The 23,902-nt window shown below is 44.9% G+C and carries 23 protein-coding genes; 8 read left to right on the plus strand and 15 right to left on the minus strand.

Annotated elements, in window-relative coordinates; translation table 11 throughout:
• Window positions 1–218: 218 nt before the first annotated feature.
• The 3 genes from BLV22_RS09210 to BLV22_RS09220 all read right to left on the minus strand — a co-directional run bounded on the left by BLV22_RS09210 (window position 219) and on the right by BLV22_RS09220 (window position 4,022).
• Window positions 219–1,412: an iron-containing alcohol dehydrogenase gene (locus BLV22_RS09210; RefSeq protein ID WP_091614296.1), complete on the minus strand. Its 1,194-nt coding sequence runs from the start codon at window positions 1,410–1,412 to the stop codon at window positions 219–221.
• A gap of 135 nt (window positions 1,413–1,547) precedes the next feature.
• On the minus strand, window positions 1,548–3,344 hold the full coding sequence (locus BLV22_RS09215) for a sigma-54-dependent Fis family transcriptional regulator (protein WP_245724061.1): 1,797 nt from the start codon (window positions 3,342–3,344) through the stop codon (window positions 1,548–1,550).
• Window positions 3,345–3,587: 243 nt separating this feature from the next.
• On the minus strand, window positions 3,588–4,022 hold the full coding sequence (locus tag BLV22_RS09220; RefSeq protein ID WP_091614299.1) for a hypothetical protein: 435 nt from the start codon (window positions 4,020–4,022) through the stop codon (window positions 3,588–3,590).
• 255 nt (window positions 4,023–4,277) lie between these two features.
• On the opposite strand from BLV22_RS09220, the gene BLV22_RS09225 reads away from it, so the two are divergent.
• From BLV22_RS09225 to BLV22_RS09240, 4 genes are all read left to right on the plus strand, one after another.
• Window positions 4,278–4,940, plus strand: a complete 663-nt coding sequence (locus BLV22_RS09225; RefSeq protein WP_091614302.1) for a TVP38/TMEM64 family protein — start codon at window positions 4,278–4,280, stop codon at window positions 4,938–4,940.
• A gap of 163 nt (window positions 4,941–5,103) precedes the next feature.
• On the plus strand, window positions 5,104–5,532 hold the full coding sequence (locus BLV22_RS09230) for an OsmC family protein (protein WP_091614304.1): 429 nt from the start codon (window positions 5,104–5,106) through the stop codon (window positions 5,530–5,532).
• Window positions 5,533–5,635: 103 nt separating this feature from the next.
• Complete coding sequence (locus BLV22_RS09235) at window positions 5,636–6,409, plus strand: SDR family NAD(P)-dependent oxidoreductase (protein ID WP_245724062.1); 774 nt, start codon at window positions 5,636–5,638, stop codon at window positions 6,407–6,409.
• Between the two features lie 64 nt (window positions 6,410–6,473).
• Window positions 6,474–7,139 carry a haloacid dehalogenase type II gene (locus BLV22_RS09240; RefSeq protein ID WP_091614308.1) on the plus strand — a complete coding sequence of 222 codons (666 nt, stop codon included), beginning with the start codon at window positions 6,474–6,476 and terminating at the stop codon, window positions 7,137–7,139.
• 130 nt (window positions 7,140–7,269) lie between these two features.
• Here BLV22_RS09240 and BLV22_RS09245 read toward each other — a convergent pair whose 3' ends face one another.
• Window positions 7,270–7,950, minus strand: a complete 681-nt coding sequence (locus tag BLV22_RS09245; RefSeq protein ID WP_091614310.1) for a Crp/Fnr family transcriptional regulator — start codon at window positions 7,948–7,950, stop codon at window positions 7,270–7,272.
• A gap of 91 nt (window positions 7,951–8,041) precedes the next feature.
• Between BLV22_RS09245 and BLV22_RS09250 the strand changes: the two genes are divergently transcribed.
• Together BLV22_RS09250 and BLV22_RS09255 are read left to right on the plus strand one after the other, a co-directional pair.
• Entirely contained in the window at window positions 8,042–8,257 is a 216-nt protein-coding gene (locus tag BLV22_RS09250; protein ID WP_091614313.1) for a glutaredoxin domain-containing protein, read from the plus strand.
• Between the two features lie 77 nt (window positions 8,258–8,334).
• On the plus strand, window positions 8,335–8,964 hold the full coding sequence (locus BLV22_RS09255; RefSeq protein WP_091614316.1) for a flavodoxin family protein: 630 nt from the start codon (window positions 8,335–8,337) through the stop codon (window positions 8,962–8,964).
• Window positions 8,965–9,109: 145 nt separating this feature from the next.
• Here the strand turns inward: BLV22_RS09255 and BLV22_RS09260 are convergent, their stop codons facing one another.
• From BLV22_RS09260 to BLV22_RS09305, 10 genes are all read right to left on the minus strand, one after another.
• Window positions 9,110–10,132 carry a LacI family DNA-binding transcriptional regulator gene (locus BLV22_RS09260; protein ID WP_091614319.1) on the minus strand — a complete coding sequence of 341 codons (1,023 nt, stop codon included), beginning with the start codon at window positions 10,130–10,132 and terminating at the stop codon, window positions 9,110–9,112.
• Window positions 10,133–10,165: 33 nt separating this feature from the next.
• A complete protein-coding gene (locus tag BLV22_RS09265; protein WP_091614322.1) occupies window positions 10,166–11,008 on the minus strand; it encodes a sugar ABC transporter permease in 843 nt (280 codons plus the stop codon).
• A gap of 5 nt (window positions 11,009–11,013) precedes the next feature.
• Window positions 11,014–12,312, minus strand: coding sequence for a sugar ABC transporter permease (locus BLV22_RS09270; protein WP_091614325.1), 1,299 nt, complete (start codon window positions 12,310–12,312; stop codon window positions 11,014–11,016).
• Window positions 12,313–12,390: 78 nt separating this feature from the next.
• Window positions 12,391–13,674, minus strand: coding sequence for an extracellular solute-binding protein (locus BLV22_RS09275; protein ID WP_091614328.1), 1,284 nt, complete (start codon window positions 13,672–13,674; stop codon window positions 12,391–12,393).
• Window positions 13,675–13,901: 227 nt separating this feature from the next.
• A complete protein-coding gene (locus BLV22_RS09280) occupies window positions 13,902–15,185 on the minus strand; it encodes a GntP family permease (RefSeq protein WP_091614330.1) in 1,284 nt (427 codons plus the stop codon).
• 35 nt (window positions 15,186–15,220) lie between these two features.
• On the minus strand, window positions 15,221–15,997 hold the full coding sequence (locus BLV22_RS09285; RefSeq protein WP_091614333.1) for a 3-hydroxybutyrate dehydrogenase: 777 nt from the start codon (window positions 15,995–15,997) through the stop codon (window positions 15,221–15,223).
• A 223-nt stretch (window positions 15,998–16,220) separates the two neighbouring features.
• On the minus strand, window positions 16,221–17,588 hold the full coding sequence (locus BLV22_RS09290) for a sigma-54 interaction domain-containing protein (protein ID WP_091614335.1): 1,368 nt from the start codon (window positions 17,586–17,588) through the stop codon (window positions 16,221–16,223).
• A 164-nt stretch (window positions 17,589–17,752) separates the two neighbouring features.
• Window positions 17,753–18,940: an acetyl-CoA C-acetyltransferase gene (locus BLV22_RS09295; RefSeq protein WP_091614338.1), complete on the minus strand. Its 1,188-nt coding sequence runs from the start codon at window positions 18,938–18,940 to the stop codon at window positions 17,753–17,755.
• Complete coding sequence (locus tag BLV22_RS09300) at window positions 18,937–19,599, minus strand: 3-oxoacid CoA-transferase subunit B (protein ID WP_091614341.1); 663 nt, start codon at window positions 19,597–19,599, stop codon at window positions 18,937–18,939. The genes BLV22_RS09295 and BLV22_RS09300 overlap by 4 nt, the downstream gene beginning before the upstream one ends.
• Before the next feature lie 16 nt (window positions 19,600–19,615).
• A complete protein-coding gene (locus BLV22_RS09305; RefSeq protein ID WP_091614344.1) occupies window positions 19,616–20,311 on the minus strand; it encodes a CoA transferase subunit A in 696 nt (231 codons plus the stop codon).
• A 114-nt stretch (window positions 20,312–20,425) separates the two neighbouring features.
• Here BLV22_RS09305 and BLV22_RS09310 point away from each other — a divergent pair, with 114 nt between their 5' ends.
• A complete protein-coding gene (locus BLV22_RS09310) occupies window positions 20,426–21,307 on the plus strand; it encodes a LysR family transcriptional regulator (RefSeq protein ID WP_091614346.1) in 882 nt (293 codons plus the stop codon).
• 33 nt (window positions 21,308–21,340) lie between these two features.
• Here BLV22_RS09310 and BLV22_RS09315 read toward each other — a convergent pair whose 3' ends face one another.
• Complete coding sequence (locus BLV22_RS09315; protein WP_091614349.1) at window positions 21,341–22,660, minus strand: short-chain fatty acid transporter; 1,320 nt, start codon at window positions 22,658–22,660, stop codon at window positions 21,341–21,343.
• A gap of 301 nt (window positions 22,661–22,961) precedes the next feature.
• On the opposite strand from BLV22_RS09315, the gene BLV22_RS09320 reads away from it, so the two are divergent.
• The gene (locus tag BLV22_RS09320; protein WP_091614351.1) at window positions 22,962–23,882 is read left to right on the plus strand and encodes a prenyltransferase; all 921 of its coding nucleotides are present in this window, start codon (window positions 22,962–22,964) and stop codon (window positions 23,880–23,882) included.
• Window positions 23,883–23,902: the final 20 nt, after the last annotated feature.

Consider the following 23,902-nt stretch of genomic DNA (forward strand, 5'->3'; position numbering starts at 1 on the left):
TGGCCGGGTTGTACACCTTGTCGGTGGCGGACCGGGACTCCACCCATTCGCCGCCGATAAAATTTTTCAATGTCGTTACTGCTTGTTCCTGCATAATAAAATTCCTCCTTTAATATAATAAACCGTTTAAAAAATTGAATACGCTATGACAGTAACGACAGAGCAAGAGAAGCAATCAGCCCTAACATCCCGATAATACTCATTTTTTCCCCTCCCAGTTACCTCATGGTTTCTTCAGCATAATTATAGTCATAGCAAACCCGATATAACTCTTTCATTTCCTCCAAAGAAGGCACTTTAGGATTTTTTCCAGGACTGCCGCTTTCAAATGCATCTTTCACCATTTTATCGACAGCGCTCTCAAATTCTTTTTGTTCAATGCCCCATTCCTGCAGATTAGGTATTTGTAAATCTCGGCAAAGTTCTTTAACAGAGCTAATAGCAATATCTGCCGCTTCTTCATTTGAATATTTTTCAGCTTCCGGCTTGAAGATCCTGCCTAAATCAGCTAAACGCTTAATGGCAGCTTCACGGCTGAACTCCATTACAGCTGGTAGAAGCATAGCGTTTGAAAAACCATGTGGCACATGAAATAGAGCTCCAATTGGCCGCGACATCCCATGAACCAGACATACAGACGAGTTTGAAAAAGCCCAGCCAGCCTGCAAAGCTCCTAAAGCCATTTTCGCCTGTGCCTCCAAGTCTTCTGGATCATCATACGTTTTTTTTAAATTAGAAACGATTAATTCCATAGCCGACAGCGCCATCATATCTGACATGGGATGCGCTTTTTGAGAAATGTATGCTTCAATGGCATGACTTAAAGCATCTACTCCGGTAGCAGCTTTGACTTTTGCAGGAGCGGATTTAGAGAGCTCTGGATCGATAATAGCCACTTCGGGCAAAAACGCCGGCTGCTTTATCATCATTTTCACTTCATTAGCAGTATTTGTAATTATCGTAACGTCTGTAGCTTCCGAGCCAGTACCGGCAGTAGTTGGAATGGCGATATGAGGCGAAGGTAAATGGGAAGTCTGCTTTTTCCCGCCCATATAATCACCTATATATCCACCATTGGTGCTGACCACCGCTACCGATTTAGCTGTATCAATGCAGCTCCCCCCGCCTATGGATAAAACTACATCACACTTCTCCTGATGGAAGAAATGTAATGCTTCTTCCACAAACTTGTCTGTGGGTTCTGATCCTACTCCGTTATAAACGACGCTCTCTACATTTTCTTCCTGCAGATAAGTACGACATTTTTCAATGTATCCTAATTGTTCCATCATTTGATCGCTGATGATAAGTGCTTTTTTCCCTTTTCGGATGGTTTCTTTTCCAACTTCCTGAAAGGAACCTTTGCCATAGTGAATTATTGCTGGCGACTGAAAAGCTGTAGGTATATTCATTAAATTTCTCCTCCTTTACATCATTCTTACTGCAAAAAGCATGCCAACTTGAAATCCCTTTATAATAACGCTTACAAAATAAAAACTGTAGAATTTTTTTACAATCTACAGTTTAGGTGTCATTAATATATACATTCATTTTAGGTTATATTTTTTTAACTTTTGATAAAGAGTGGTACGATGAATTCCTAATTCTTTTGCCGTTTTTAATTTATTTCCTTGATTTTTTTCAAGTGAACTATTAATAATCTGCTTTTCTTTCTCTTCATCATTGGCTTTCAAAATTGGAAGTTCTCCTTTTATACTTCTACTCTCTGTCTCTACCAATAAATAAGAAGGCAGGTGTTTCTTTTCAATTACTTCTTCTTCTAATAAGACCACCAGATTTTCTATTACATTTCTTAACTCCCGAATATTCCCTTCCCATTTATATTGAATAAAGACTTGCAGGGCTTCAGAAGAAATAGATTTCACCTCCACCTGATGCTTGCTGCATATTGACGTTAAATAGTGGGCAATGAGAGAAGGAATGTCTTCTTTTCTTTCTCGAAGAGGAGCAATGGGAATTTCTACGATATTAATTCTATAGTACAAGTCTTCCCGGAAGTTTCCTTTTTTTACTTCTTCATATAGATTCCGATTAGATGCGGCTATAACACGGGCGTCCGTTTTAATCGATTCCAGTCCACCCACCCGTTCAAATTCTCTTTCCTGCAGCACCCGAAGCAGTTTCGTCTGCATGTACGGTGGCATTTCGCCTATTTCATCCAAAAACAATGTTCCTTTCTGAGCTAATTCAAACTTCCCCGGCTTTCCGCCTTTTTTTGCTCCGGTAAAGGCTCCTTCATCATAACCAAAAAGCTCAGATTCAATTAGATGTTCCGGTACTGCTCCGCAATTGACGCTCACAAACCGGCCGGTTGAGAAAGGGCTTAATTCATGAATGCCCTGAGCAAACATTTCCTTTCCAGTTCCACTTTCCCCTGTTAGGAGAACATTTATATGCTTTTTAGCTATTTTCCTTGCCAACGATTTTGAGTGCATTGTACTTTCACTCTGCCCAATAATTTCATCAAGAGTAAACCGGGCACTGCTTTCGATGTTTAAATTTGCTGCTTCATTGGTTAATTGCTCACTTCTGTAGCTTTTTTGCATGTTTTCATATATTTTATATAACTCGTTTAATCCCTCGAAGATAAGCATCCCGACAGCTCCCACTACTTTGCCGTTCTTCCATAGCGGGAGCCGGTGAACCACCATTGCCTGGCCATTAATGTACTGGATAGCCCCACGCTCCGGAAGTCCGGTACGTACCGTCTGATGCAATTTTGTGTTTTCTATAATTTCTTCCACTTGCTTTCCTAACGCGTAATGTTTATCAATTCCGATAAAACGGCTGTACGCATCATTAAATTGAATAATAATCCCGTTATGATCTACTACTGCAACCCCTTCGTAAGCTCGTTCTAAAACAATATCCAAAATTTCAGCTGTATGTTCAAGTTTATCTGCTTTTTGTAATAAATCCGACAGGCCGTCCGAGATATTATTACGATTCAGAACCCCCAGAAGCTTATTGCTTTCATCTCTGACAACAAACCATGTTGAATCATTCCTGTAAACATTCAGCAGCGGCTCATTTTTCTGAATGATAATGAAATCTTCTTTACCTAAACAATCAGCAACCGGGCTGCTTCCTTCCCCAGATAATATATATGGAAGCAGCAGCCGCAGCGTAACGAGTCCAATTGGTTTATTATCACTGCTTACAATGACCACATTTTCCTTGTGGGAAGCTGCCATTAATTCCGCCAGTTCCTGCACACTGTTATCTGCTCTTGCGGTCAAAGGGACAGAATCCATCCAATCCTGCACTAAAAAATTTTCTTCCAGCTCTTTTATTCTTCTTTGCGGTTCGAAGCTATTATTCAAAACAAACCTCCTTGATTAAATTTCAATTAATAATGGTTCAAATACAAAAATTGTTATTATTATCTAACTTCCCGTTTTATTATAATACTTTAAACAATACAAATTGATAGATATGCAACAAGAACATATAGAAAATTCATTATAATAGAAAAATCGTTTTCAGTTTCATTACTATGCAAAAAGAAGCCTTGGCTAGCTCCCGCCAAGACTTCTTTGCGTATTCACTATCACTTTGTCCCGCTGTTATTTTGAAGCTGCAGTCGTTTTCATTTCTGTTCTTTGAGAGGCTTTTACAAGAAGTGTATACACAACCGCTACGACAGCCGTATAAAAGAAGTGGGTGGCGAGTCCCATTAACTGGGCAGGAGCGAATGCCTGTAAAAGAGCCGTTCCCTGCCCCATTAACAAAGGCATCATTACAAGAGGACCAATAATCCAAATCAGGACCGAATATAAAACCGTCAAACTAATAAGAGAGGAAAACCGGAGCGCGAGCAACCCAAAGCCGGCACCGAACACGATGCTGATCATTAGATGAACTATCCATCCTGCAAGAAGACCTGACGAGCCCATCATTGCTGACAGCATTTCAATCTGCCCCATTGTCTGCATAATAATCCCAAATAAGATTCCGCCTGCAATACCGCCGAGACTGCCAAAGAGAACTGTTCTTCCCATTTCGACCCCTCCTTTTTTGTTATGTTCATTGTATCCTTTGTGTATAAATATTAATGTAAGCTAGCTTACTATGCATCTTGTTCCAATTTTAAATATCGTGTAAGTTCCCTTACATTGCGGTACGTATGCTTTGAATAATTACTTTTCACCATGATACATTGTTTCAACAATAGTATTCTCCGCTTACTAAAGGTATAAATGCTTTTATAATGGGTACCACTTGGTACACCTGTGTTTCGAAAGGAATGAAGACTTGTGCTCCCACTTCCGCGCTGGCTGAAAATTGTTTTAGTTTTATTAGCATTCGGCACCGTTTCTTACTTCACTCATTTTCATTTGGAGATCCGTCCGCCCGATATCCGTGACTTCGTATTGTCGTTTGGATGGTGGGGGCCGGTTATTTTCTTCGTTATTTACACTATCGGTCCGTTTGTCTTCTTCCCGACCTCTGTACTGTCGCTTGGAGCAGGCCTTGCCTTTGGGGTCTGGCCCGGTGTTCTTTATATCATTATAGGGGCTACGGGGGCCGCGTCCACAGGCTACGTCATGGCCAGGCTGTTTGGCAGGTCAGTATTAAAAATGGACAGCTTCTCCTGGTCGGAAAAACTGTTCCATCAGATGGAAAAACGCGGATTCTTATATATTTTTGTCCTGCGCCTCATTCCCATTGTGAGCTTTGATTTACTCAGCTACGCAGGGGGGATCGCCAAAGTGCGTTTTTCTTCATTTATTCTTGCCACCGTTCTCGGGATGATCCCCGGAACATTTGCCTACAGCTTTCTTGGTGCCAGTATTGCTTCGGGCAATATTTTTATATTCATCATTGCTGCAGCTTTGTTTTTATTATTAATCGGCATCACGTATTACTTTCGGGATCCCGTAAAACGGTGGCTCGGCCTTTCTCCTGACAAGCCCTAAAAGGGCAGGGCCAAAATATCGGAACAGATGAATGAGTCCCTGTCCAGACAATTTAAATCACCGGGAAGAGCAAATGTAATCTATATTACACCACCTGTTTCAGGTCATAATCTGAAGGCAATACAACGAACAGCACCAATTATTCATTAGGAGGATTTTTATTATGATTGAACACATTAGCGCCGTATCTAAAGGAATGAACACCGAAAGCACTGCTGGAGATCATAAAATCGTCATCGATGAACCAGCCAGCATGGGAGGCACTGATGAAGGCGCCAATCCGCTTGGCACGCTGCTTGCTTCGTTAGCCGGATGCGAAAATGCGATTGCCAACTTTGTGGCGAAAGAAATCGATTTTGACCTTCAGGGTATTGAGTTTGATGTTAAAGGCGAGCTCGATCCCAACGGCATGATGGGCAAAGGCGATGTGCGTCCGTATTTTCAAAGCATCACGGTCAATGCTAAAGTGCACACGAGTGAATCCGATGAACGCATCCAGGAGCTTCAAGAAAAAGTCGATGCCCGCTGCCCGGTCTTCACGACAATGGCAGCTGCAGACGTTGATATGCAGGCAAATTGGGCTAAAGCGTAAAAACCCGTAGATTGAACGAATAGAAACAGGGGTATCCGGACAGGGTATTCCTGTTTTTCTCTTTCTCTATTTTTTTAGAACAAAAAATGAAAGGATCGATAGTATGTCTATGAACTTATTTTCTCTCTCCAGCCAGGTGGCTGTCGTCACCGGTGGCGGAAGCGGTATTGGAAAAGCAATGGCCGAAACACTCGCCGGCGCTGAAGCCCACGTGATTATTCTCGGCCGTACCCAAAGTAAAATTGAAGAAGCAGCTGACGAAATAAGCAGCGAAACAAATGCCGAAGTGACTCCTCTCACCTGCGACGTGACGGACAAAAATCAGGTGTCCGAGACAGTGGCACGTATTATGAACGACTTCGGTCGGATCGACGTGCTTGTTAATAATGCCGGCACCGCCGCTTATGGCAAGGTGGAAGAGATAAGCGAAGAAGATTGGGAGCATGTATTCAATACGAACCTGAAGTCTGCGTTTCTCATGACCCAGGCCGTCGTTCCCCATATGAAAGAAGCTAATTACGGCCGCATTGTGAATACGGCTTCGGTTGCCGGCGGGGTAAGCTTGTTCTTCAGCTCTGTCTATGGCCCTAGCAAGGCAGGACTTATCCACTTTACCAAACAGTTGTCGGGTGAGCTTGCCCCGTATGGTATTACGGTGAACGCGATCAGTCCATGGTTCTTTAAAACAGATTTTAATGCCGAATCCCTTGAAGACGACGACTTCCGGCACTCCGTTGAACAACGCACACCGATCCAGCGTACCGGCCGCCTCGACGAGCTCAAAACCTCTGTCCTGTATCTGGCTGCTCCCGGGTCGAGCTATGTCAACGGCCAGAACATTTACATTGACGGCGGCATGACTTCATTTGGGCTGTAACACGGCCGCCCGCCTTTTGAAATATGTTTACTTTGAAAATATAAATTAAAAAAGGAGCCTTTCAATGTCTGCAAACTCCATTTTTGCCTTTGATGTTTATGGAACGCTGTTTAATATTCAATCGGTCGATGCCACCTGTGAGGAGCATTTTCCCGGCCAGGGAGAAAGCATCGGCCAGCTTTGGAGACAAAAGCAGATCCAGTATTCCTTTCTCCGCCAGGCAATGGGAAAATACGTACCCTTTTCTTCTGTAACAAAAGATGCGCTGCGGTTCTCTTTAGCTTCTCATCACGCCGACTGGACACAGGAAACTGAACAAAAGCTGATGAAGGCCTACAATCATTTATCGCTCTTCGAAGAAAGCATGCACGTACTGCAGAAGCTGAAGGACCAGTCTGCCACCCTGATCGTTTTCAGTAACGGGTCAAGAGACATGCTCGAGCCATTGCTTGAACAGGCCGGGTTGAACGACTATCTCGATCACATCATCAGCGTCGATGACATTAAACAATTCAAGCCTTCCCCGGCGTCGTATCAGCTCGTGTTAGATACCGCCCGCGTGCCTCGCCATGAAATCACCTTTTTATCAAGCAATGGCTGGGACATCAGCGGCGCGAAAGCGTTTGGCTTCACTACGGCCTGGATTAACCGCAGTGAGCAGCCAACGGAAGAGCTGCAGCTCCCTCCTGATTACCACTACACTACGCTAAATCCGTTAATCGAAGGCTGAGTTTCTTTAATCAGATCTCAAAACACAAAATCCGTCCGACTCGTATTAAACACACGAACCGGGCGGGTTTTTTTCTTGTATAAAGGTTATAGTTATACATATTTATCAAAAGCAGCATTCATTTGCCGCTTCATATTTCATCTAATATTTTGTAAGCCCTGTCTGCATTAATGGATAGAAAGCCTTCCTGTTTAATAATCCCCTGCTTTTTAAATGAGCTCAATACCGCACTCGTCGTTTCCCTTGTAGATCCCACCATGTTTGCAATATCCGCATGTGTTAATTTCATCTCAATGGACTGCCACTCATGATGCCGCTTGCCTTCCTTTTCGCTCAGCTTTAACAGCAGAAACAAAATCCGGTACTTCACATCTGATAACGCGATTTTTTCACTCATGGAGTAGGTTTCCTTCAGCCGGTTGGACAATATATTGATCAGCTTCAGCGCAATCTTTGGATGCCGCTCAATGAATAGCTCAAACTCATCCACATTTATAATGCACACGTAGGTATCCGTCATAGCTTCAGCGTATACGTTTTCGTCTGTTAACGAAATGGAGCTCGTTTCCCCAAAAATATTCCCACTCGTCAAAATATCCACTGTAAACTGGCGGCCCTGATGATTCATCCGGTACAGCCGTACCTGGCCCTGCTTTAATAAAAAAAGGGCCGGTATAGGTCTTTCCGGGGAAACGATTACTGCTCCCTTTTTGATTGGTCGCATTTCACTCATTTTATCGATCGTGCGAAGCTCATCCTTTTTCAGTTCTTCGAACAAGCTGATCTGAGAAATCTCTGAAAGTTTATCCATGCTTTCTGCCCTCTCTTTCTATAAAATGTAAGTTATCTTACGGACGTCCCTGCCTGATACTTGTATCATAGCATAAAAGGGGGGGATTCCAATGGTGACACTTTACACCATTGACGGCTGTCAGGACTGTTGGCACTGGCGGGAAATGCTTGAAAAAAATCATATTTCTTTCAGGGAAAAAAACCTTTTCACCGACAAGCAGGCGGTGAATGATTTATTAGCCTCCATTGGAGAAGTGAAAGCCCCGGTCCTTCTTTGCCGCAAGAAACAGATTCCCCTTTCTTCCGTGCTTGCTTCTCACTGTTGAGCGTTTGAGTCATTTCATCCAGCCATGATTTGCACTATACTTTCATCCATGCGATGAATAACAAGGAGAGATGTTTCATGAGCCGTCTATACGCACTGGTACTCAACGCTTCCCTGAAAGGTTCCCCGGAGCCTTCCCACACTGAAGCTCTTTCGGATGAAGTACTCGATATTTTAAAAAGTAAAGGTGCAGAAACAAAGACCATCCGTCTTGCTGATTATTATATTCCCTATGGCATCAGCGGTGATATGGGGAATGGAGACGAGTGGCCGAAAATCTTTGAAGAAGTGCAGAAGGCAAACATTGTTATTATCGGAACACCGCTCTGGCTGGGAGAAAAAAGCAGCCTGGCCACGCTCGCCATTGAGCGGCTTTATGGCAGCAGCGGAGAAACTAATGCCTCCGGCCAGGCCGTTTACTACAATAAAGTCGGCGGTGTTGTCGTTACGGGAAATGAAGACGGTGCGAAGCACGCATCGGCCTCTATCTTGTACGGGCTTTCCCACATCGGCTTCGTCATTCCGCCAAACGTGGATGCTTACTGGGTAGGCGAAGCCGGCCCAGGCCCATCCTATATGGATGGTCACGGAAAAGAAAATGCGTTTACAAAAAAACACGTAGAGATGCTTGCCTACAACACATGGCATCTGGCCTCGTTCTTCCAGGAGCATCCTATCCCGCCGGAAGGCAATACGATGAATGAATAAAAATTAATTTACGGTAGAAAAAATCCCTCTGTGCGAAAGACAGAGGGATTTTATGCTTATTTAACCATTTATGCATCAGCGGCAAGCCGATTTGTCATCCGTTATTTATTTATACAGGGGATGAAGCTCGGGAAAAACTCTCTCTTTAATTCCACACAGTACATGATTCTCTTTTAACGAGATGATGAGGTACAATGGTGTGCTGAATATCTTTGTTGCCCGAATACATTAAATCCACTAAGCTCTCCGCTGCCCGCGCCCCTAAATCGAATATGTGAATATCCACTGTAGTAAGAGGAGGAGTGGACAGCTCGGAAAGCATAAAATTATTAAAGCTGACAATGGAAACGTCGTCCGGCACCTTTTTGTTCATGTCCTGGATCATTCGCAGCACCCCAAAAGCCATCATGTCGTCTGCAGCAATTATTGCGGTCGGCGGGCTCGAAAGTGACATTAATTCAATAGCCGCTTCCTGTCCGCCTTCTTTAATTTCTTCCCGATAAACAACATATTCTTCCCGGAATGGAACCGCTCTTTTCGCCAGGGCGTTTGAATACCCTTCTAAGTGATCTTTCGTTACCATTGAATTTTCATTTCCACCGATAAAACCGATTTTTTTATGATTAAGGAGCAGCAGGTATTCTGTAAGCATTCCGCCTGCTTTCACATTATCATTATTAACGTAGGATATTTGATCTAACTGTGCAGACGGACGTCCAATTAGTACGAAGGGGAAATTTTTCTCTAACAGAAAAGGCATGATGCGGTCATTCTCTTGAGAATACAAAAGAATGATTCCATCCACCCGGCTTTCCACCACCATTTTCACCACTTCATTGTAAATTTCATCCTCCGTCTGCCCTGTAGATAGATACATTCCTATATCCTTATCATGTATTTCAGACGTAATCCCCCTAATCACTTCTGGAAAAAAGGGATTTTGAAATGTCGACTGGGCCGACCTCGGCATCACAATACCTATAGTGTTTGTTGTGTTTTTAACTAAGCTTCTGGCATGGTAATTTGGATTATAGTCAAGCTCTGTAATTGCTTCACGAACCCTGCGTGCTGTACCGGGGCTAATTTTAGAGCTATTAGCAATGACCCGCGATACCGTAGACGCCGCTACATTCGCACGTTTTGCCACATCTTTTATCGTTACAGCCACTGGGGGTCCCTCTTTCCTGCCAGCTCTCATGGTTTATCCTTTTGTCGCTCCAGAGGTAAGTCCTGAAATTAACCACCGCTGCAATAGTAAATAAACGGTTGCAATTGGTACTGCAATTAGAACAGAACCAGCTGCAAAACGAGTGAAATTATTTGAAAATTGGTCGTTAACAAAATTAAATAAACCAAGCGCCAGCGTAAAATTTTCTTCACTTCTTAGTATAATGCTTGGGAGCAGAAAATCCATAAATGGCGTCATGAAATTAAATAATGCCACTACAGCGAGTATTGGTTTTGCAAGCGGGAGCATAATTTTAAACAATACAGAGAAGTGCCCTGCTCCATCAATTCTTGCTGATTCATCCAATTCCTTAGGAATTGTATCAAAATATCCTTTTACAAGGAACGCGTTCATCGGTATCGCTCCGCCTAAATATATCAAAATCAGTCCTAAAAGTGAATCCAGCAGCCCTACCGTGTTTAATAAAATGTATAGAGCAACCATGCCCATTAAAACAGGAAACATTTGTAGAATTAAAAATGTGTATATACCATACTTTCTTCCCCGGAAACGATACCTTGAAAATGAATATGCGGTCAAAGCTACAAAAAATGTAGCTACAATAGAAACCGTAGCGGCAACGATAAGCGTGTTTTTATACCACGTCACATAATTACTTGCGGGATCCGTGAAAAGCCAAATGTAATGCTCAAATGAAAGGTTTTTTGGAATGATGCTCGAAGAATACAGGTTAGTGCCTTCGTTTAAAGACAACCCAAAGGTCCAAAGCAGCGGATAAAAAATAATGATGAACATTACAGCTATCACTGCATAAATTCCGGTTACTTCCAAACGGGATTTCATACGTGCCGACATTACCTCTACCCCTCTTCCTGGAATGATTTTGTGCGTCTGAATTGAAGAATAGCAAATGCCGCAATCATCAGACCCATAATTAATGATATGGCTGCCGCCATGTTAAACATATTATTCTGGAAAGTAAGTTCATAAACCCAGGAAATTAATATATCCGTTCCTCCGGCATTTTGCCCTCTCACTGCCGGGCCGCCTTCATTAAATAAGTAAATGATATTAAAATTATTAAAATTAAACGAATACTGCATGATCAGCAGAGGGGCCGTAGCAAATAATACGTGGGGCAGAGTGATAAATTGAAATTTTTGAAGCTTTGATCCGCCGTCGACGTCCGCTGCTTCGTACCACTCTTTAGATACACTTTGCAGAACCCCCGTAAATAAAGCGAATACAAATGGAAAACCAAGCCATACCTGAATCATAATCAGAGCCGTGCGGGACCATAACGGATCTGTGAGCCATGGGACACTCTGCCCAAATAACGGTTCCATGATGCCCTGATTGACGGCGCCAAAATTATCATTAAACAACGCTGCAAATATAAGTATAGTTACAAAAGCAGGAACTGCCCATGGAAGGATAAATACCGTCCGGATCAACTTTTTTCCTTTTATTCTTTCATCGTTTACAAATACAGCTAAAACCAGGGCCAGTATAATTTGAAGGGTAGTGGCAACAAAAGTCCATACGAGTGTCCATGAAAGTACGGATATAAACGTTTCCCGCCAAATAGGTACATTGATAATGTTGAGAAAGTTTTCAAATCCCACCCATTCCAGCAGATTGCCCGGTGGTGCATTGTATCGGTCGTAATTGGTAAAAGCCAGCAATATCATAAAGAGCAGTGGAAAGACGACGACAAATATAAGAAGCAAAAAGCCCGGCGTTATAAGCGCGTATGGAAAAATAGCATCCCACCAGTTTTTAAATGCGTCTTTTACCGAGGGAAGGATCCAGCCTTCAGAAATCTTCACAGCGTCCTGGCGGGCATCCACGAGGTTAAAAATGTAAAATCCTGCTCCGACCACTATTAAAAACAATGACAGTATTCCTTGAATAATTAATGCCCGGGAATCATCAAGCCCAGGAATGGTGCCGAGTGTGCGCAAACCCCACAGGCCTACACTGATGAACTGGAAAAAAGATATAATGAATGCAGCCGCCATTAAAAAAAGAATGGTTCCTTTAATCCATCTCCTGTTATACCACTGCCCTGCTCCAGGGATAATACTCAAAAGTACAGCAAGGCGCACACTGTGCCGGGACTGTTTATTATTGTGTGAAAGTGCCCTTTCGTTTTGCATAAGAACCCCCCGTCTGATTATTGAACGCGGGCCTTCAGACTTGCTCAAAAGCCCGCGCCACATTTTAATAATTTAAAGTTATTCCTGCAGTTCAATCTCTTCTTTTATTTGACCTTCGGCCTCTTCAAGCACTTCTTTTGCAGCGGCTCCTTCTGCGATGTATTCATGAGCATCTGCCATTGGATCCCACACCTGCGTCATTTCCGGCACGTTTGGCATCGGCTCTGCATGTCTGGTTTGCTCAGCAAATCCTGCAAAATATTCGTCTTCCTGAATGAGATCTGACTCCACGACCGCTTTATTTGCCGGAACTTCTCCAGCGGTTTCAAAATATGTTTCTGAGCTTTCTTCGTTGGTCATAAATAATGCCAGTTCTTCCGCCCAATATTTGCGGTTATCTTCGACGAAATTAGAAACCATCCATCCCTTTACTCCCGAGAATGAAGTTAGTTCTTCACCGTCCTCTGTCGTTGGCAGAGTTGCTACTCCAAGGTTTTCTTCACCTATTGCTTCTTCATACCCCCGCAGAGACCATGGCCCGCTGACTACTGCCCCAACGTCTCCGCTTTCAAACAAACCATTCATCACGTCTGCAGTTATTCCCTGAGGGATATAGCCCTCTTCGTACCATGAACCGATCATTTCTCCGCCCTCTACAGCTCCATCAGTGGCAAGTCCAATATCCTCCGTATTGTAGGTTCCGTCTTCATTTTGTTCAAAAACGTATCCCCCATAAGCTGTGACAAACGGATAGGTGAAATAAAAGTTGGCTGCTTCCATAAGAAATCCATACTCATCATTACCGGCATCCGTGTGCTCTTCGGCTGCCTCTTCGAGTTCTTCCAGAGTCTCCGGCGGCTCCTCCAAAATTTCTTTATTGTACAGCAGCGCGTAAGTTTCTGTTACCGACGGAATTCCATAAAGCTCTCCGTCGTATGTCATTGCCTGTACAGCTTCTTCCTGGTATTCCTCCAGCCTTTCATCTTCTGCATCCAACGGGGAGGCAAGCCCCTGGAGTTGAATATCGCCAATCCGGTCATGCGGTTGAAAAAATAAATCGGGACCATTGCCTGCCGGGCCGTCCAAGGAAATTTTTTCTGTTTGTCCATCAAAGTCCTGGCGTGCAATTTCAACTTCAATACCGGTTTCTTCAGTGAAATTTTCTGTAATTTCTTTATATGCGTTTACCTGCCGGTCATCATCATTTGCCCAGATTTTTAAGCTTTCTGGTTTATCCGGCTCTTCATTCCCCGAACTTCCGCTGCTTTCCTCAGCACCTCCGTCTCTGTCTGGTGCACATCCCGTGAGTATAACTGCTCCGCTTAAGAAAGGAATCGCCAACCATCTAAGTCTTTTCTTCATGTCATTTCCCCCTATTCTAAATTAAGAAAGCAAACGTTTGCATAAATGTTTTTATGAAATCGCTTTCAAATTTAACTTTATTATATTTACAATCGTTGTTAATTGCAATAGCAAATTATTAAAAGATAATAAATTTGAGCAAACGTTTGCAAAGATCATGATGAAATGCTTAACTTTTAAATTAAAAAGACGCCCTGTATATCTACAGAACGCCTCTTTCTTCTTGATTACAAAATACCGATCGTGTTCAGTAGAATTACGACAATAACAGAGATGATCGGAATCAAGACAGCGACAACAAAAATATCCTTATAGCTGTCTTTATGGCTCATGCCTGTAATTGTTAAAAGAGTCAGCACCGCCCCGTTGTGAGGAAGGGCATCCAGTCCACCTGAAGAGAGCGAAGCAATACGGTGAAATGCCTCAGGATCAATCCCTGTATTCATTGCTATCTGGTAGTATTCTTCACCGAGAGCTTCGAGCGCAATCCCCATTCCGCCGGATGCGGAGCCTGTCGAACCTGCAAGAATGTTAACCGCCACAGCTTCGGAAATTAATGGATTTCCGCGCAATCCCATCAATAATGAGGTTAACTGGTCAAACCCCGGCACTTCCCTTACTACGCTGCCAAAACCAACAGCAGCACTCGTATTAATGATGGCAAGCACGGAGCCGCTTGCTCCTCCGTTAACGGCAGGCACAAACTTTTTAAATTTAGTCAGATTAAGAAGCATAATAAGTACTATGCCTGTCAAAAGCGCCACCACAATATCCCATCCGAGGAGATTCAGTGTTAAAAGCACTGTAATCAGCGGAAGTATCGACAGTATAAATGGTGGTGCTTTCTCTTCTTTTTCCATCATACTTTTGTCCTTAGGTTCGGTGAAACGCTCTCCTTTAGCCGTCATCTGTTTTTCACGCCACCGTAAATAGAGATAACCTCCGACCGCCATTACCAGAGCTGCAATAATGCCCATTAACGGTGCGGCAGTGGCGCTTGTACGAAAGTATTCGATTGGAATCAGATTTTGAATCTGCGGCGTTCCCGGAAGTGCTGTCATTGTAAATGTAAATGCCCCTAAAGCCACGGTCGGCGGCAGCAGCCGGCGGCTGATATCTGCTTCCCTGAATAAAGAAAGGGCGAGCGGATATACAGCGAAAATAACAACAAACAAGCTTACACCACCGTAAGTAAGTACCGCAGAAGCAACCAGGACGCCTAAAATCGCCCGACTCGTGCCGATCAGCTTTGTGAGCGCTACGGCAACAGAGCGTGCCATACCAGTGTCTTCCATCAGTTTTCCAAAGACGGCGCCGAGCATAAATACTGGAAACCAGCTTTGCGCGAAATCGACGAAACCGCTCATGTATGTGCCCGTATACGCATCAAGCAGGTCGAGCCCGCCGGTAAGCGCTACAATACCTGCTGCCACTGGAGCCACCCAGATGATGGACCAGCCTAAGTAAGCGAGAACCATTAATGTAATTAAACCTAATAATATTCCAAGCATTATTTTCCTCCTTTTCTATCTTAAGTAAACGCAGACTACTGCGCCGTATAACCTCCATCAATTAATACGCTCTGTCCGGTTACGCTTTTCGCCTGATCCCCGGCTAAAAATAAAGCATAGTCTGCTACTTCCTGTGGATCGAGCAGGCGCTTCTGCGGTACGAGCGGATAGATAACCTCCTCCAGTACTTTTTCTAAAGTAACGCCCCGGTCTGCCGCCAGATCCTCCAACTGATTGCGGACGAGCGGTGTGTCCACGTATCCCGGACAGAGAGCATTTACCGTGATGCCATGCTCTGCCCCCTCTAAAGCGGCTACTTTTGTGAGACCGATTAACCCGTGCTTTGTACTGTTGTATCCTGCTTTTCCGGCAAAACCGATCACTCCGTTGATCGACGACATGTTAATAATGCGGCCGTGCTTTTGTTCTTTCATAATCGGAACCGCTTTTTTCATCATGGAAAAAGGCGCTGTCAGCATTATTTTAGTCATTTTTTCAAATGTTTCGGTCGGAAAATCCTCAAGCTTTGCCACGTACTGCATTCCTGCATTGTTAATGAGAATATCCACCCGGCCAAACACCCGGAGTGTTTCCGCAAAAGCTTCGTCCACCGCGTCTTCATTGGTAACATCGCAGGCCAGGCCGATGCAGGTGAACCCTTCATCTTCAATCTCACTGGCAGCATTCTGTACTTTGTTTTTATCGATATCTGTCAGTACTACCTTCGCCTGCTGCCGGGCAAATGCTTTTCCAATTGCAAGCCCTATGCCGCTTGCTGCGCCTGTGATAAATACCACTCTACCTTGAACCATGTGTATCACTCCTGAATAAATTTTTAAGTAATCGCTTACAAAAACGAATTCTGTTCCAAATCCGTTCTCTCTATGTATTTGCAAAAACCGTGCCAACATCTGCCTGTATGTTTTTTTCTTTGAACCACCGCCGCTAAAGTATTCTTTCACGAGGACCAGCTTAAAAAAATAAAACTATTCCAAAACAATGGAATAGTTTCCGTAAACATGGAAAAACCCGCTGTTATTCCAGGTTGTATTTCATGATTTTATTGTAGAGATTGGACTTTCCTATTCCGAGCAGCTCGCAGGCTGTCCGCTTATCACCCTCTGCTTCCTTTAGCGCCTGCTTTACCGCGTCCTTTTCTGCTTCAGCGATGACTTGTTTCAACGGCTTTATTCCGCTTTTCCGGTTTGCCTGCCCCACATCCATCATACGTGCAGGAAGATCACTCAGCTGAATTGTTTCTCCTTCGGTGAGATGCACGGTTGCCTCAATCGTGTTTTCGAGTTCCCGTACGTTCCCAGGCCACGGGTAATCCAAAAAGCGGTCAAGCACCTGCTGATCGAACGCCGTAATTCGTTTGCCCAGTCTTTCCGTAACCTTTTGGAGCATAAATTTGCTGAGCAGCGGAATATCCTCCGGCCGGTCACGCAGGGGCGGTATTGTAAGTGAGATAACATTGATCCGGTAGTACAAATCCTCCCGGAACTGCTGGTTTTCTATCAGCTCTTCGATTGGCTGATTAGTAGCAGCAACCACCCGCACGTCCACCTGCCGGGGTCCTTGCGCACCAAGTGGCTCAAGTTCTCCCTCCTGAAGCACACGAAGAATTTTCACCTGGGTATTCAGTGGCATATCCCCTATCTCGTCCAGAAAAATGGTCCCCTGGTCAGCCAGCTGGAATTTTCCCGGCTTGCCTCCTTTTTTCGCGCCGGTAAAAGCCCCTTCCTCATAGCCAAACAGTTCAGACTCAAGCAGATCACCCGGGATGGCGGCACAATTCACTTTCACGAAAGGTTTCATGCTTCTTTCGCTTAACTTATGCAGCCCCTGGGCAAACAATTCTTTGCCAGTTCCCGTTTCTCCGCGCAAAAGTACAGATACGTCGCTTGGGGCTACTTTGCGTACGTTTCTTTTCACTTCTTCCATTTCCGGAGATACACTGAGCGCATCGTGCAGGGAATAAGACGTGCCGTTCAGCTGCTCCACCTGCTTTTGATACGATTCGAGTTCCAGCATTAATGTTTTAATGTGCTGGTTCATCTCCGCCCATTCTTTTCTGTCCCGGAACATGACCAGTCCCAGGGCTCCGATAATACGACTGCCATCATATAAAGGCACGCGGTCGGCAATCATATAATTGCCCCTGATATACTGCATATTTGCTTTCTCTGACTCCCCGGAAGCCGCTACGAGATGCATACGTGTGTTTTCAATAACCTCAGTGACATGGCGTCCGACCGCTATTGCACGACTGGTGCCGAGAAAATCATAGTAGCATTTATTCATATACGTGATGACTCCCTGCTCATCGACAATGACCACACAATGGTGAAGACTCCCAAATAATATGTCGTAAATATGTTCCAGCCCTTCTAAATGTTTCATCTTTTCCACCCCGTTATCGCGGTTGACGTTTCTGATTAAATGGTAACGGTCCTGCAGATTTTTTCAATAGTCTAGGAACCTTTATTGAAAAAAACATCCCCGGCAGCCGATGAGTATGCGCCGGCCCGGAGATGTTTTATATTTGCTCATATTAACGTTTTTATTTAAACTCTTTCCACGATGGTAGCAACACCTTGGCCGCCTCCGATGCATAGCGCCGCCAGTCCTGTATCCACCTGCTGGCGCTTCATCTGATGAAGCAGGGTCACGAAAATTCTTGTGCCGCTTGCCCCAATCGGGTGCCCTAACGCGATCGCCCCTCCGTTTACATTCAATTTATCCGAATCGATATTCAAATCTCTCTGCACAGCAAGTGACTGGGCGGCGAACGCTTCGTTTGCTTCAATCAGATCGATGTCTTCCATCGAGACGGATGCTTTGTTTAAGGCTTTGCGGATGGCCGGGACCGGTCCCAGTCCCATCACGCTCGGATCCACGGCAGCACTGGCATTGCCGGTGATCCGGGCCATGCCTGTAACGCCAAGTTCCTTCGCTTTCTTTTCACTCATCACAATAACGGCGGCTGCCCCGTCATTGATCCCGGAAGCGTTTCCTGCGGTTACGCTTCCATCTTTTTGAAACGCCGGTTTTAATTTTTTCAGCTTTTCCACTGTCGTGTCACTTCGGATATGTTCATCTTCTGACACTGACAGGGGATCTCCTTTTCGCTGAGGCACCTGGACAGCCACGATTTCTTCTTTGAACATCCCATTATCTCTCGCTGCCGCTGCCTTCTGCTGACTGGCTGCGGCGAATGTATCCTGTTCTTCCCGTGTAAAGCCGTACTCATGATTGATGTTTTCTGCTGTCACACCCATATGATAGTTTTCCACCGCGCACATCAGTCCGTCGTGGAGCATGCTGTCAACCAGCTTCTGGTCTCCCATGCCAAAGCCGCTGCGCGCGTTCATCTGCAGGTACGGAGCCTGACTCATGTTTTCCATCCCGCCGGCAACGACGATTTCCGCATCGCCGGTCAACACGGCCTGAGCCGCCAGATGGACAGCCTTCAAACCGGACCCGCACACTTTATTAATGGTCATAGCAGGTACATTTTCAGAAAGACCGGCCTTTAAAGAAGCCACCCTTGCCGGGTTCTGCCCAAGACCTGCCTGTAGCACGTTTCCCATAATGACTTCATCTACTTCTTCCTTCGGGACACCGGCACGCTCAAGCGCTTCTTCAATCACAAGCGCGCCCAGATCTACAGCCGGTACATCCTTTAAACTGCCCATAAAGCCGCCGACCGGCGTCCGTACCGCTCCGCCAAGCAGAACCTCTTCCATCTTCATTGTTTCCCCTCCCGGTCTATTAGAGCTTCGTCAATTGTAAAAGAAGCTTCTGTATACTGCTCCACTGTTTTTACGTCTGCCCCGTTCAATACTTCTTTCAACACCATACCCGATGGAGTAAAATCAAAGACCGCCATATCTGTAATCAACCTGCTTACTACTTTTTCCCCAGTCAGCGGCAGAGCGCATTCCGTCCGGATTTTCGATTCCCCTTCTTTATTCGTATGAGTCATGATGATAACTACTTTTTTCGCTCCCTGCACAATATCCATGGCACCGCCCATGCCTTTGACCATTTTCCCGGGAATCATCCAATTCGCAAGATCTCCCTGCCCGGAAACCTCCATGCCCCCGAGAATTGCGAGATCAATATGGCCGCCGCGGATCATAGCAAAGGATTCCGCGTTATCAAAGAAAGAACCTCCCTGCTTCACTGTTACTGTTTCTTTTCCAGCATTAATCAGATCCGCATCCACGTCTTCCTCCTCCGGATACGGCCCGATGCCGAGCAGACCATTTTCGGAGTGAAGAAAGATATCTTTATCTGCCGGAATGTAGTTAGCGATCATTGTCGGCATGCCAATGCCCAGGTTCACAATCGTGCCGTCTTCGACTTCCTTTACTGCCCGTTGTATAATGTTTTCTCTTTGACTACTCATTGTCTTCCTCCTCCTTTTATGCCTGTTGGACCGTTTTACGTTCGATGCGTTTTTCATACGATGTGCCGACAAGAAGATGCTGAACGTAGAGGCTCGGTGTGTGGATAAAGTCCGGATCGAGTTCACCGACGTCAACCAGCTCTTCCACCTCTGCGATTGTAAATTTCCCTGCCGCTGCTGCCAGCGGATTAAAATTCCGGGCTGTTTTCCGGTAAATAAGGTTCCCGTAGGCATCGCCCTTCCAAGCTTTTACAAGAGCCGCATCTCCCTGAATGGCTTCTTCAAGAATGCACTGTCTGCCGCCGATAACCTTATGTTCCTTCCCCTCAGCAATTGGGGTTCCTACACCGGTCGGCGTGTAAAAGCCGGGAATACCGGCGCCGCCTGCCCGGATACGCTCTGCAAGCGTGCCCTGAGGCACGAGTTCCACTTCGAGTTCCCCGTTCAAGTACTGCTCTTCAAAAATTTTATTTTCTCCTACGTAGGAAGCCACCATTTTGTTAATCTGTTTATTTTCCAGCAGCAGTCCAAGACCCCAGTCGTTGACGCCGCAATTATTACTGACTACTGTTAAATTTTTCGTTCCCTTTTCAGCCAGCGCCTGAATGGCTTTTTCCGGAATGCCGCACAGGCCGAACCCTCCGACAATCAGCGTAGCACCGTCCTGAATGCGGGCAACACTCTCTTCAAAAGACGTCTGTACCTTCGTCATTGTATGAACCCCTTTCAGTTCTTTAATTGGTACTTTCACTTTACTAATAGCGCTTTCATAAGTAAAATAGATAAATAATATAAATTTATTACTAAATGGAATAAGAGGTGTCGCATGGATATTAAACAGCTTCGTTTTTTTCTCGAAGTCTGCAAAGAACTAAGCTTTTCCCGGGCCAGCGAAAAGCTTCACATTTCCCAGCCCGCTTTAAGCAAAACGATTCATCAACTTGAGGAAGAAATCGGCCTGCGTCTTCTCGACCGCTCCACCCGTCATCTTTTTGTTACGAAAGAAGGGGAAATTATCCGCCAGCACGCCCGGAAGGTACTTCGCAGTGCAGAGGATCTGTGGCACGAAGCAGAAGAAATCAAACTGCACAAAAAAGGCAGCTTTACGTTCGGACTCCCGCCCGTCATCGGCTCCAGCTTTTTCCCCGAAATTATTGCCGACTTCCGCAGATTCTACCCAGAAGCCGGTATGCGCATTGTCGAAGAAGGCGCGAAAATTATGGAGCAGTCCCTGCTTGAAGGAAATATCGATGTCGGTGTAGCCATTCTTCCAGTCGATGAAGAACAATTTGAGATTCGCCAGATTATCGATCGGAAAATTCTCGCCGTCACCTCGGCGGATCATCCGCTTGCAGGCTGCGAAAGCATACAAATGCGGGATTTAAAACATGAATCCTTTTTAATGTTTCAGCAGGGATTTGCCCTGTACGACCGGGTCTTCGAGTCATGTATTCAGGCCGGATTTGAACCCGGCATTCTTTATGAAAGCTCCCAGTGGGATTTTTTGTTTGAGAGTGCCATAGCAGGCCTGGGCGTTGCCCTCCTTCCCGAAACAGTTGTTCATAAAGCAGATACCAGAAATGTTTCTGTGCTCGCTGTCGACGATGATCTGCTGCACTGGCGGCTCGCGCTCATCTGGCGGAAGCAAAGCTATCAGACGCAGGCCGCCCAGGCGTGGATCGCTTTTGTAGAAGAGGCTTTTGCGTAATAGTGTACGAAAAACTACGCATTTTATTAGCTTTTATAAAAAAGTCAGACCTGCACCAATAACAATTCCACTAATCACAAGAATCCATACACAAAACCCCATAATGTCTCTAGCACGTAAACCGGCAATGGCAAGTGCCGGCAAAGCCCAAAATGGTTGTATCATGTTCGTCCAGGCATCTCCCCAGGCAACAGACATCACTGTTTTCGCTGGATCAACGCCAAGTGTTGCTCCAGCTTCAAGCATAATAGGAGCTTGAACAGCCCACTGTCCTCCTCCGGAAGGCACGAAGAAATTAACTATGCCGGCACTAAGAAAAGAAAACAGTGGGAATGTTGCTTCTGTGGAAAATGCTATAAACCATTCTGAGATTTGCACTGCAAGACCAGAGGTAACCATCATTCCCATAATGCCTGCATAGAATGGAAATTGAATAATAATACCTCCAGCATTTTTCACAGCCTCCGCTACACTGTTTAAGAAGTTTTTTGGAGTTCCGTGAAACAAAATGCCTAATGTTAAGAACATAAAGTTTACAATATTCAAGTCCAATCGAAATCCATTCGTGAAAAAATAGTACACTAGAAAAACTAATCCGAAACCTCCTATAATCATGGCAAACCATCTGCTGTTTTCCAGTTTTTCCGCCGGTGTCCAGACTTCTGGTGAACTCAGAGTTGTTGCTGCTTTATTATCCTCAAGCAGTGTTGGATCTATAGTTACAGCATCATTTTGGTTCATCATTACCCTATTAACAATTGGAACAACGATAAAAAGCGAAGCCACAATAGCCAGATTAAAAGCAGAAAAAATCGTCTGGTTTGTCGATATTAAACCAATTGTATCCTCTGAAATGTTATCCGGAGTTGCGACTGTTAAAGGGATGGAGCCGGCAAGACCTCCATGCCAAACTATAAATCCGCTATATGCACTGGCAATTAATAAGCGATAGTCAACTTTAGGTACTTGTCTCGCTAGTTCTTTTGCAAACAAAGCTCCTATAACCAGGCCAAAACCCCAATTAATCCAGCTGGCTGTCAAAGCTACTATAGTCACCAACACTATAGCTTGACCTGGCGTTTTAGCTATCGAAGCAGTCCTTTCAAGCAAACGATTAAAAAAAGGGCTACTCGCAAGAACATACCCAGTTACTAATACAAGAACCATCTGCATCGCAAATTCCAACAAATCCCAAAACCCTTCTCCCCAATAAGTAACCATGTTGATTGGCGTACTAGGTGTAAGAAACAATCCTGACAAAAAAACCACAATAGTCAAAATAAGAACAAAAAGAAAAGGATCCGGCAGGTATCGTTGTACTAGACTGGTCGAAAATCTCGTTGGTGTTTTCAAATAAACTCCCTCCCGTCGCAATCGCTTACAATAGACTTTATCGAATCATTTCCTGGAAGTGAAATACCTTCGGGTTATATATCTATTCGTTTTCAACATAAGTTATCTGTTTTTTAGTAATAAAAACTGTCGACATGCTTCCAGTGTTAATTCACAACTTGATAAATAGTAAATTAAATCATTAAGAGAACAGGTTAAATATAAAACACGAATCAGGTGTTCAGCTTTTCTTTTTGATATAATTCATAAGCAGTTTTATTTTACTTCTTTATGTTTATTTCGCGAGGAAAGGACGATGCTTATGAAACATACAATTTCTTTCTGGCTTGAAGCCGCGCGGGCAAGTTTTTTGTCTGTCATGCTTATGCCTGTCCTATTAGGAACACTTGGGGCTTTCGCATGGAACGGGGTCTTTGAGCCGCTTTGGTTTATTATTACACTGATCGGAGCATTCAGCGCCCACTTGTTTTCCAACATGGTGAATGATTTGTGGGACTACCGAAACGGTGTCGATACAAAGGCACAGGATACGGCAAACGATGTTTCCACCAATTCCGGCATGCTGACGGGAGGCCGGGTGTCTGAAGAAACATTCGCGTTTGTTACGTGGGCGTTCCTGGCCCTGGCGCTTTTATGCGGCGTCATTTTAAGTATTGCCAAAGGATGGCCGCTTTTAATGCTCGCGGCCGTCGGCGGACTGCTTGCTTATTTTTATGTAGCCCCTCCCTTTAAGTTCGGTTACCGGGGCAAAGGATACGGCGAAATCGCCATTCTGCTTTCGTTCGGGGTTCTTCCCGTAATGGGCAGCTATTACGTACAGACGGGATTTTTTGACGTCCGGTCATTTTTCCTTTCTCTGCCAATCGGCATATTAACCACGATGGTGCTTTACAATCATCATTTTCTTCATTGGCGCGCTGACCGTGACTCCGGAAAAAACACGCTCGTCGTCGTACTCGGGGAAAAGAAAGGGCTTCTTCTTTCGAAAGCCTTTACCCTGCTTGCAATGCTCACTATCCCCTTAGGCATCCTTGTCGGGGCGCTTCCCTGGTACGCGCTGATTGCCGTTGTTTCTGCCTGGCCACTCGTAAAGGCCTATGCTGCCCTGGAAGATACCAACCCTTCTGAATCTTATGGGCCGCTCATGGGGGCGTCGATTAAAAGTACCGTTCTGTGTGGATTTTTCCTGGCTGCAGCGCTTCTGCTGCAGGGAATATTTTAACCGGCGGAACGCTTGCTTGT

This window comes from Marinococcus luteus, assembly GCF_900106595.1.
GTDB classification, from domain to species: Bacteria; Bacillota; Bacilli; order Bacillales; family Marinococcaceae; genus Marinococcus; species Marinococcus luteus.

Excerpts from the sequence above, each read along its gene's own strand:
- BLV22_RS09285 (WP_091614333.1), bottom strand. The coding sequence starts at position 15,997 with ATGGTTCAAGGTAGAGTGGTATTTATCACAGGCGCAGCAAGCGGCATA.
- BLV22_RS09265 (WP_091614322.1), bottom strand. The coding sequence starts at position 11,008 with ATGTCGGCACGTATGAAATCCCGTTTGGAAGTAACCGGAATTTATGCA.
- BLV22_RS09230 (WP_091614304.1), top strand. The coding sequence starts at position 5,104 with ATGATTGAACACATTAGCGCCGTATCTAAAGGAATGAACACCGAAAGC.
- BLV22_RS09235 (WP_245724062.1), top strand. The coding sequence starts at position 5,636 with ATGTCTATGAACTTATTTTCTCTCTCCAGCCAGGTGGCTGTCGTCACC.
- BLV22_RS09210 (WP_091614296.1), bottom strand. The coding sequence starts at position 1,412 with ATGAATATACCTACAGCTTTTCAGTCGCCAGCAATAATTCACTATGGC.
- BLV22_RS09290 (WP_091614335.1), bottom strand. The coding sequence starts at position 17,588 with ATGAAACATTTAGAAGGGCTGGAACATATTTACGACATATTATTTGGG.
- BLV22_RS09295 (WP_091614338.1), bottom strand. The coding sequence starts at position 18,940 with ATGAAGATGGAAGAGGTTCTGCTTGGCGGAGCGGTACGGACGCCGGTC.
- BLV22_RS09310 (WP_091614346.1), top strand. The coding sequence starts at position 20,426 with ATGGATATTAAACAGCTTCGTTTTTTTCTCGAAGTCTGCAAAGAACTA.
- BLV22_RS09240 (WP_091614308.1), top strand. The coding sequence starts at position 6,474 with ATGTCTGCAAACTCCATTTTTGCCTTTGATGTTTATGGAACGCTGTTT.
- BLV22_RS09220 (WP_091614299.1), bottom strand. The coding sequence starts at position 4,022 with ATGGGAAGAACAGTTCTCTTTGGCAGTCTCGGCGGTATTGCAGGCGGA.
- BLV22_RS09250 (WP_091614313.1), top strand. The coding sequence starts at position 8,042 with ATGGTGACACTTTACACCATTGACGGCTGTCAGGACTGTTGGCACTGG.
- BLV22_RS09270 (WP_091614325.1), bottom strand. The coding sequence starts at position 12,312 with ATGCAAAACGAAAGGGCACTTTCACACAATAATAAACAGTCCCGGCAC.
- BLV22_RS09280 (WP_091614330.1), bottom strand. The coding sequence starts at position 15,185 with ATGCTTGGAATATTATTAGGTTTAATTACATTAATGGTTCTCGCTTAC.
- BLV22_RS09255 (WP_091614316.1), top strand. The coding sequence starts at position 8,335 with ATGAGCCGTCTATACGCACTGGTACTCAACGCTTCCCTGAAAGGTTCC.
- BLV22_RS09245 (WP_091614310.1), bottom strand. The coding sequence starts at position 7,950 with ATGGATAAACTTTCAGAGATTTCTCAGATCAGCTTGTTCGAAGAACTG.
- BLV22_RS09300 (WP_091614341.1), bottom strand. The coding sequence starts at position 19,599 with ATGAGTAGTCAAAGAGAAAACATTATACAACGGGCAGTAAAGGAAGTC.
- BLV22_RS09305 (WP_091614344.1), bottom strand. The coding sequence starts at position 20,311 with ATGACGAAGGTACAGACGTCTTTTGAAGAGAGTGTTGCCCGCATTCAG.
- BLV22_RS09320 (WP_091614351.1), top strand. The coding sequence starts at position 22,962 with ATGAAACATACAATTTCTTTCTGGCTTGAAGCCGCGCGGGCAAGTTTT.
- BLV22_RS09275 (WP_091614328.1), bottom strand. The coding sequence starts at position 13,674 with ATGAAGAAAAGACTTAGATGGTTGGCGATTCCTTTCTTAAGCGGAGCA.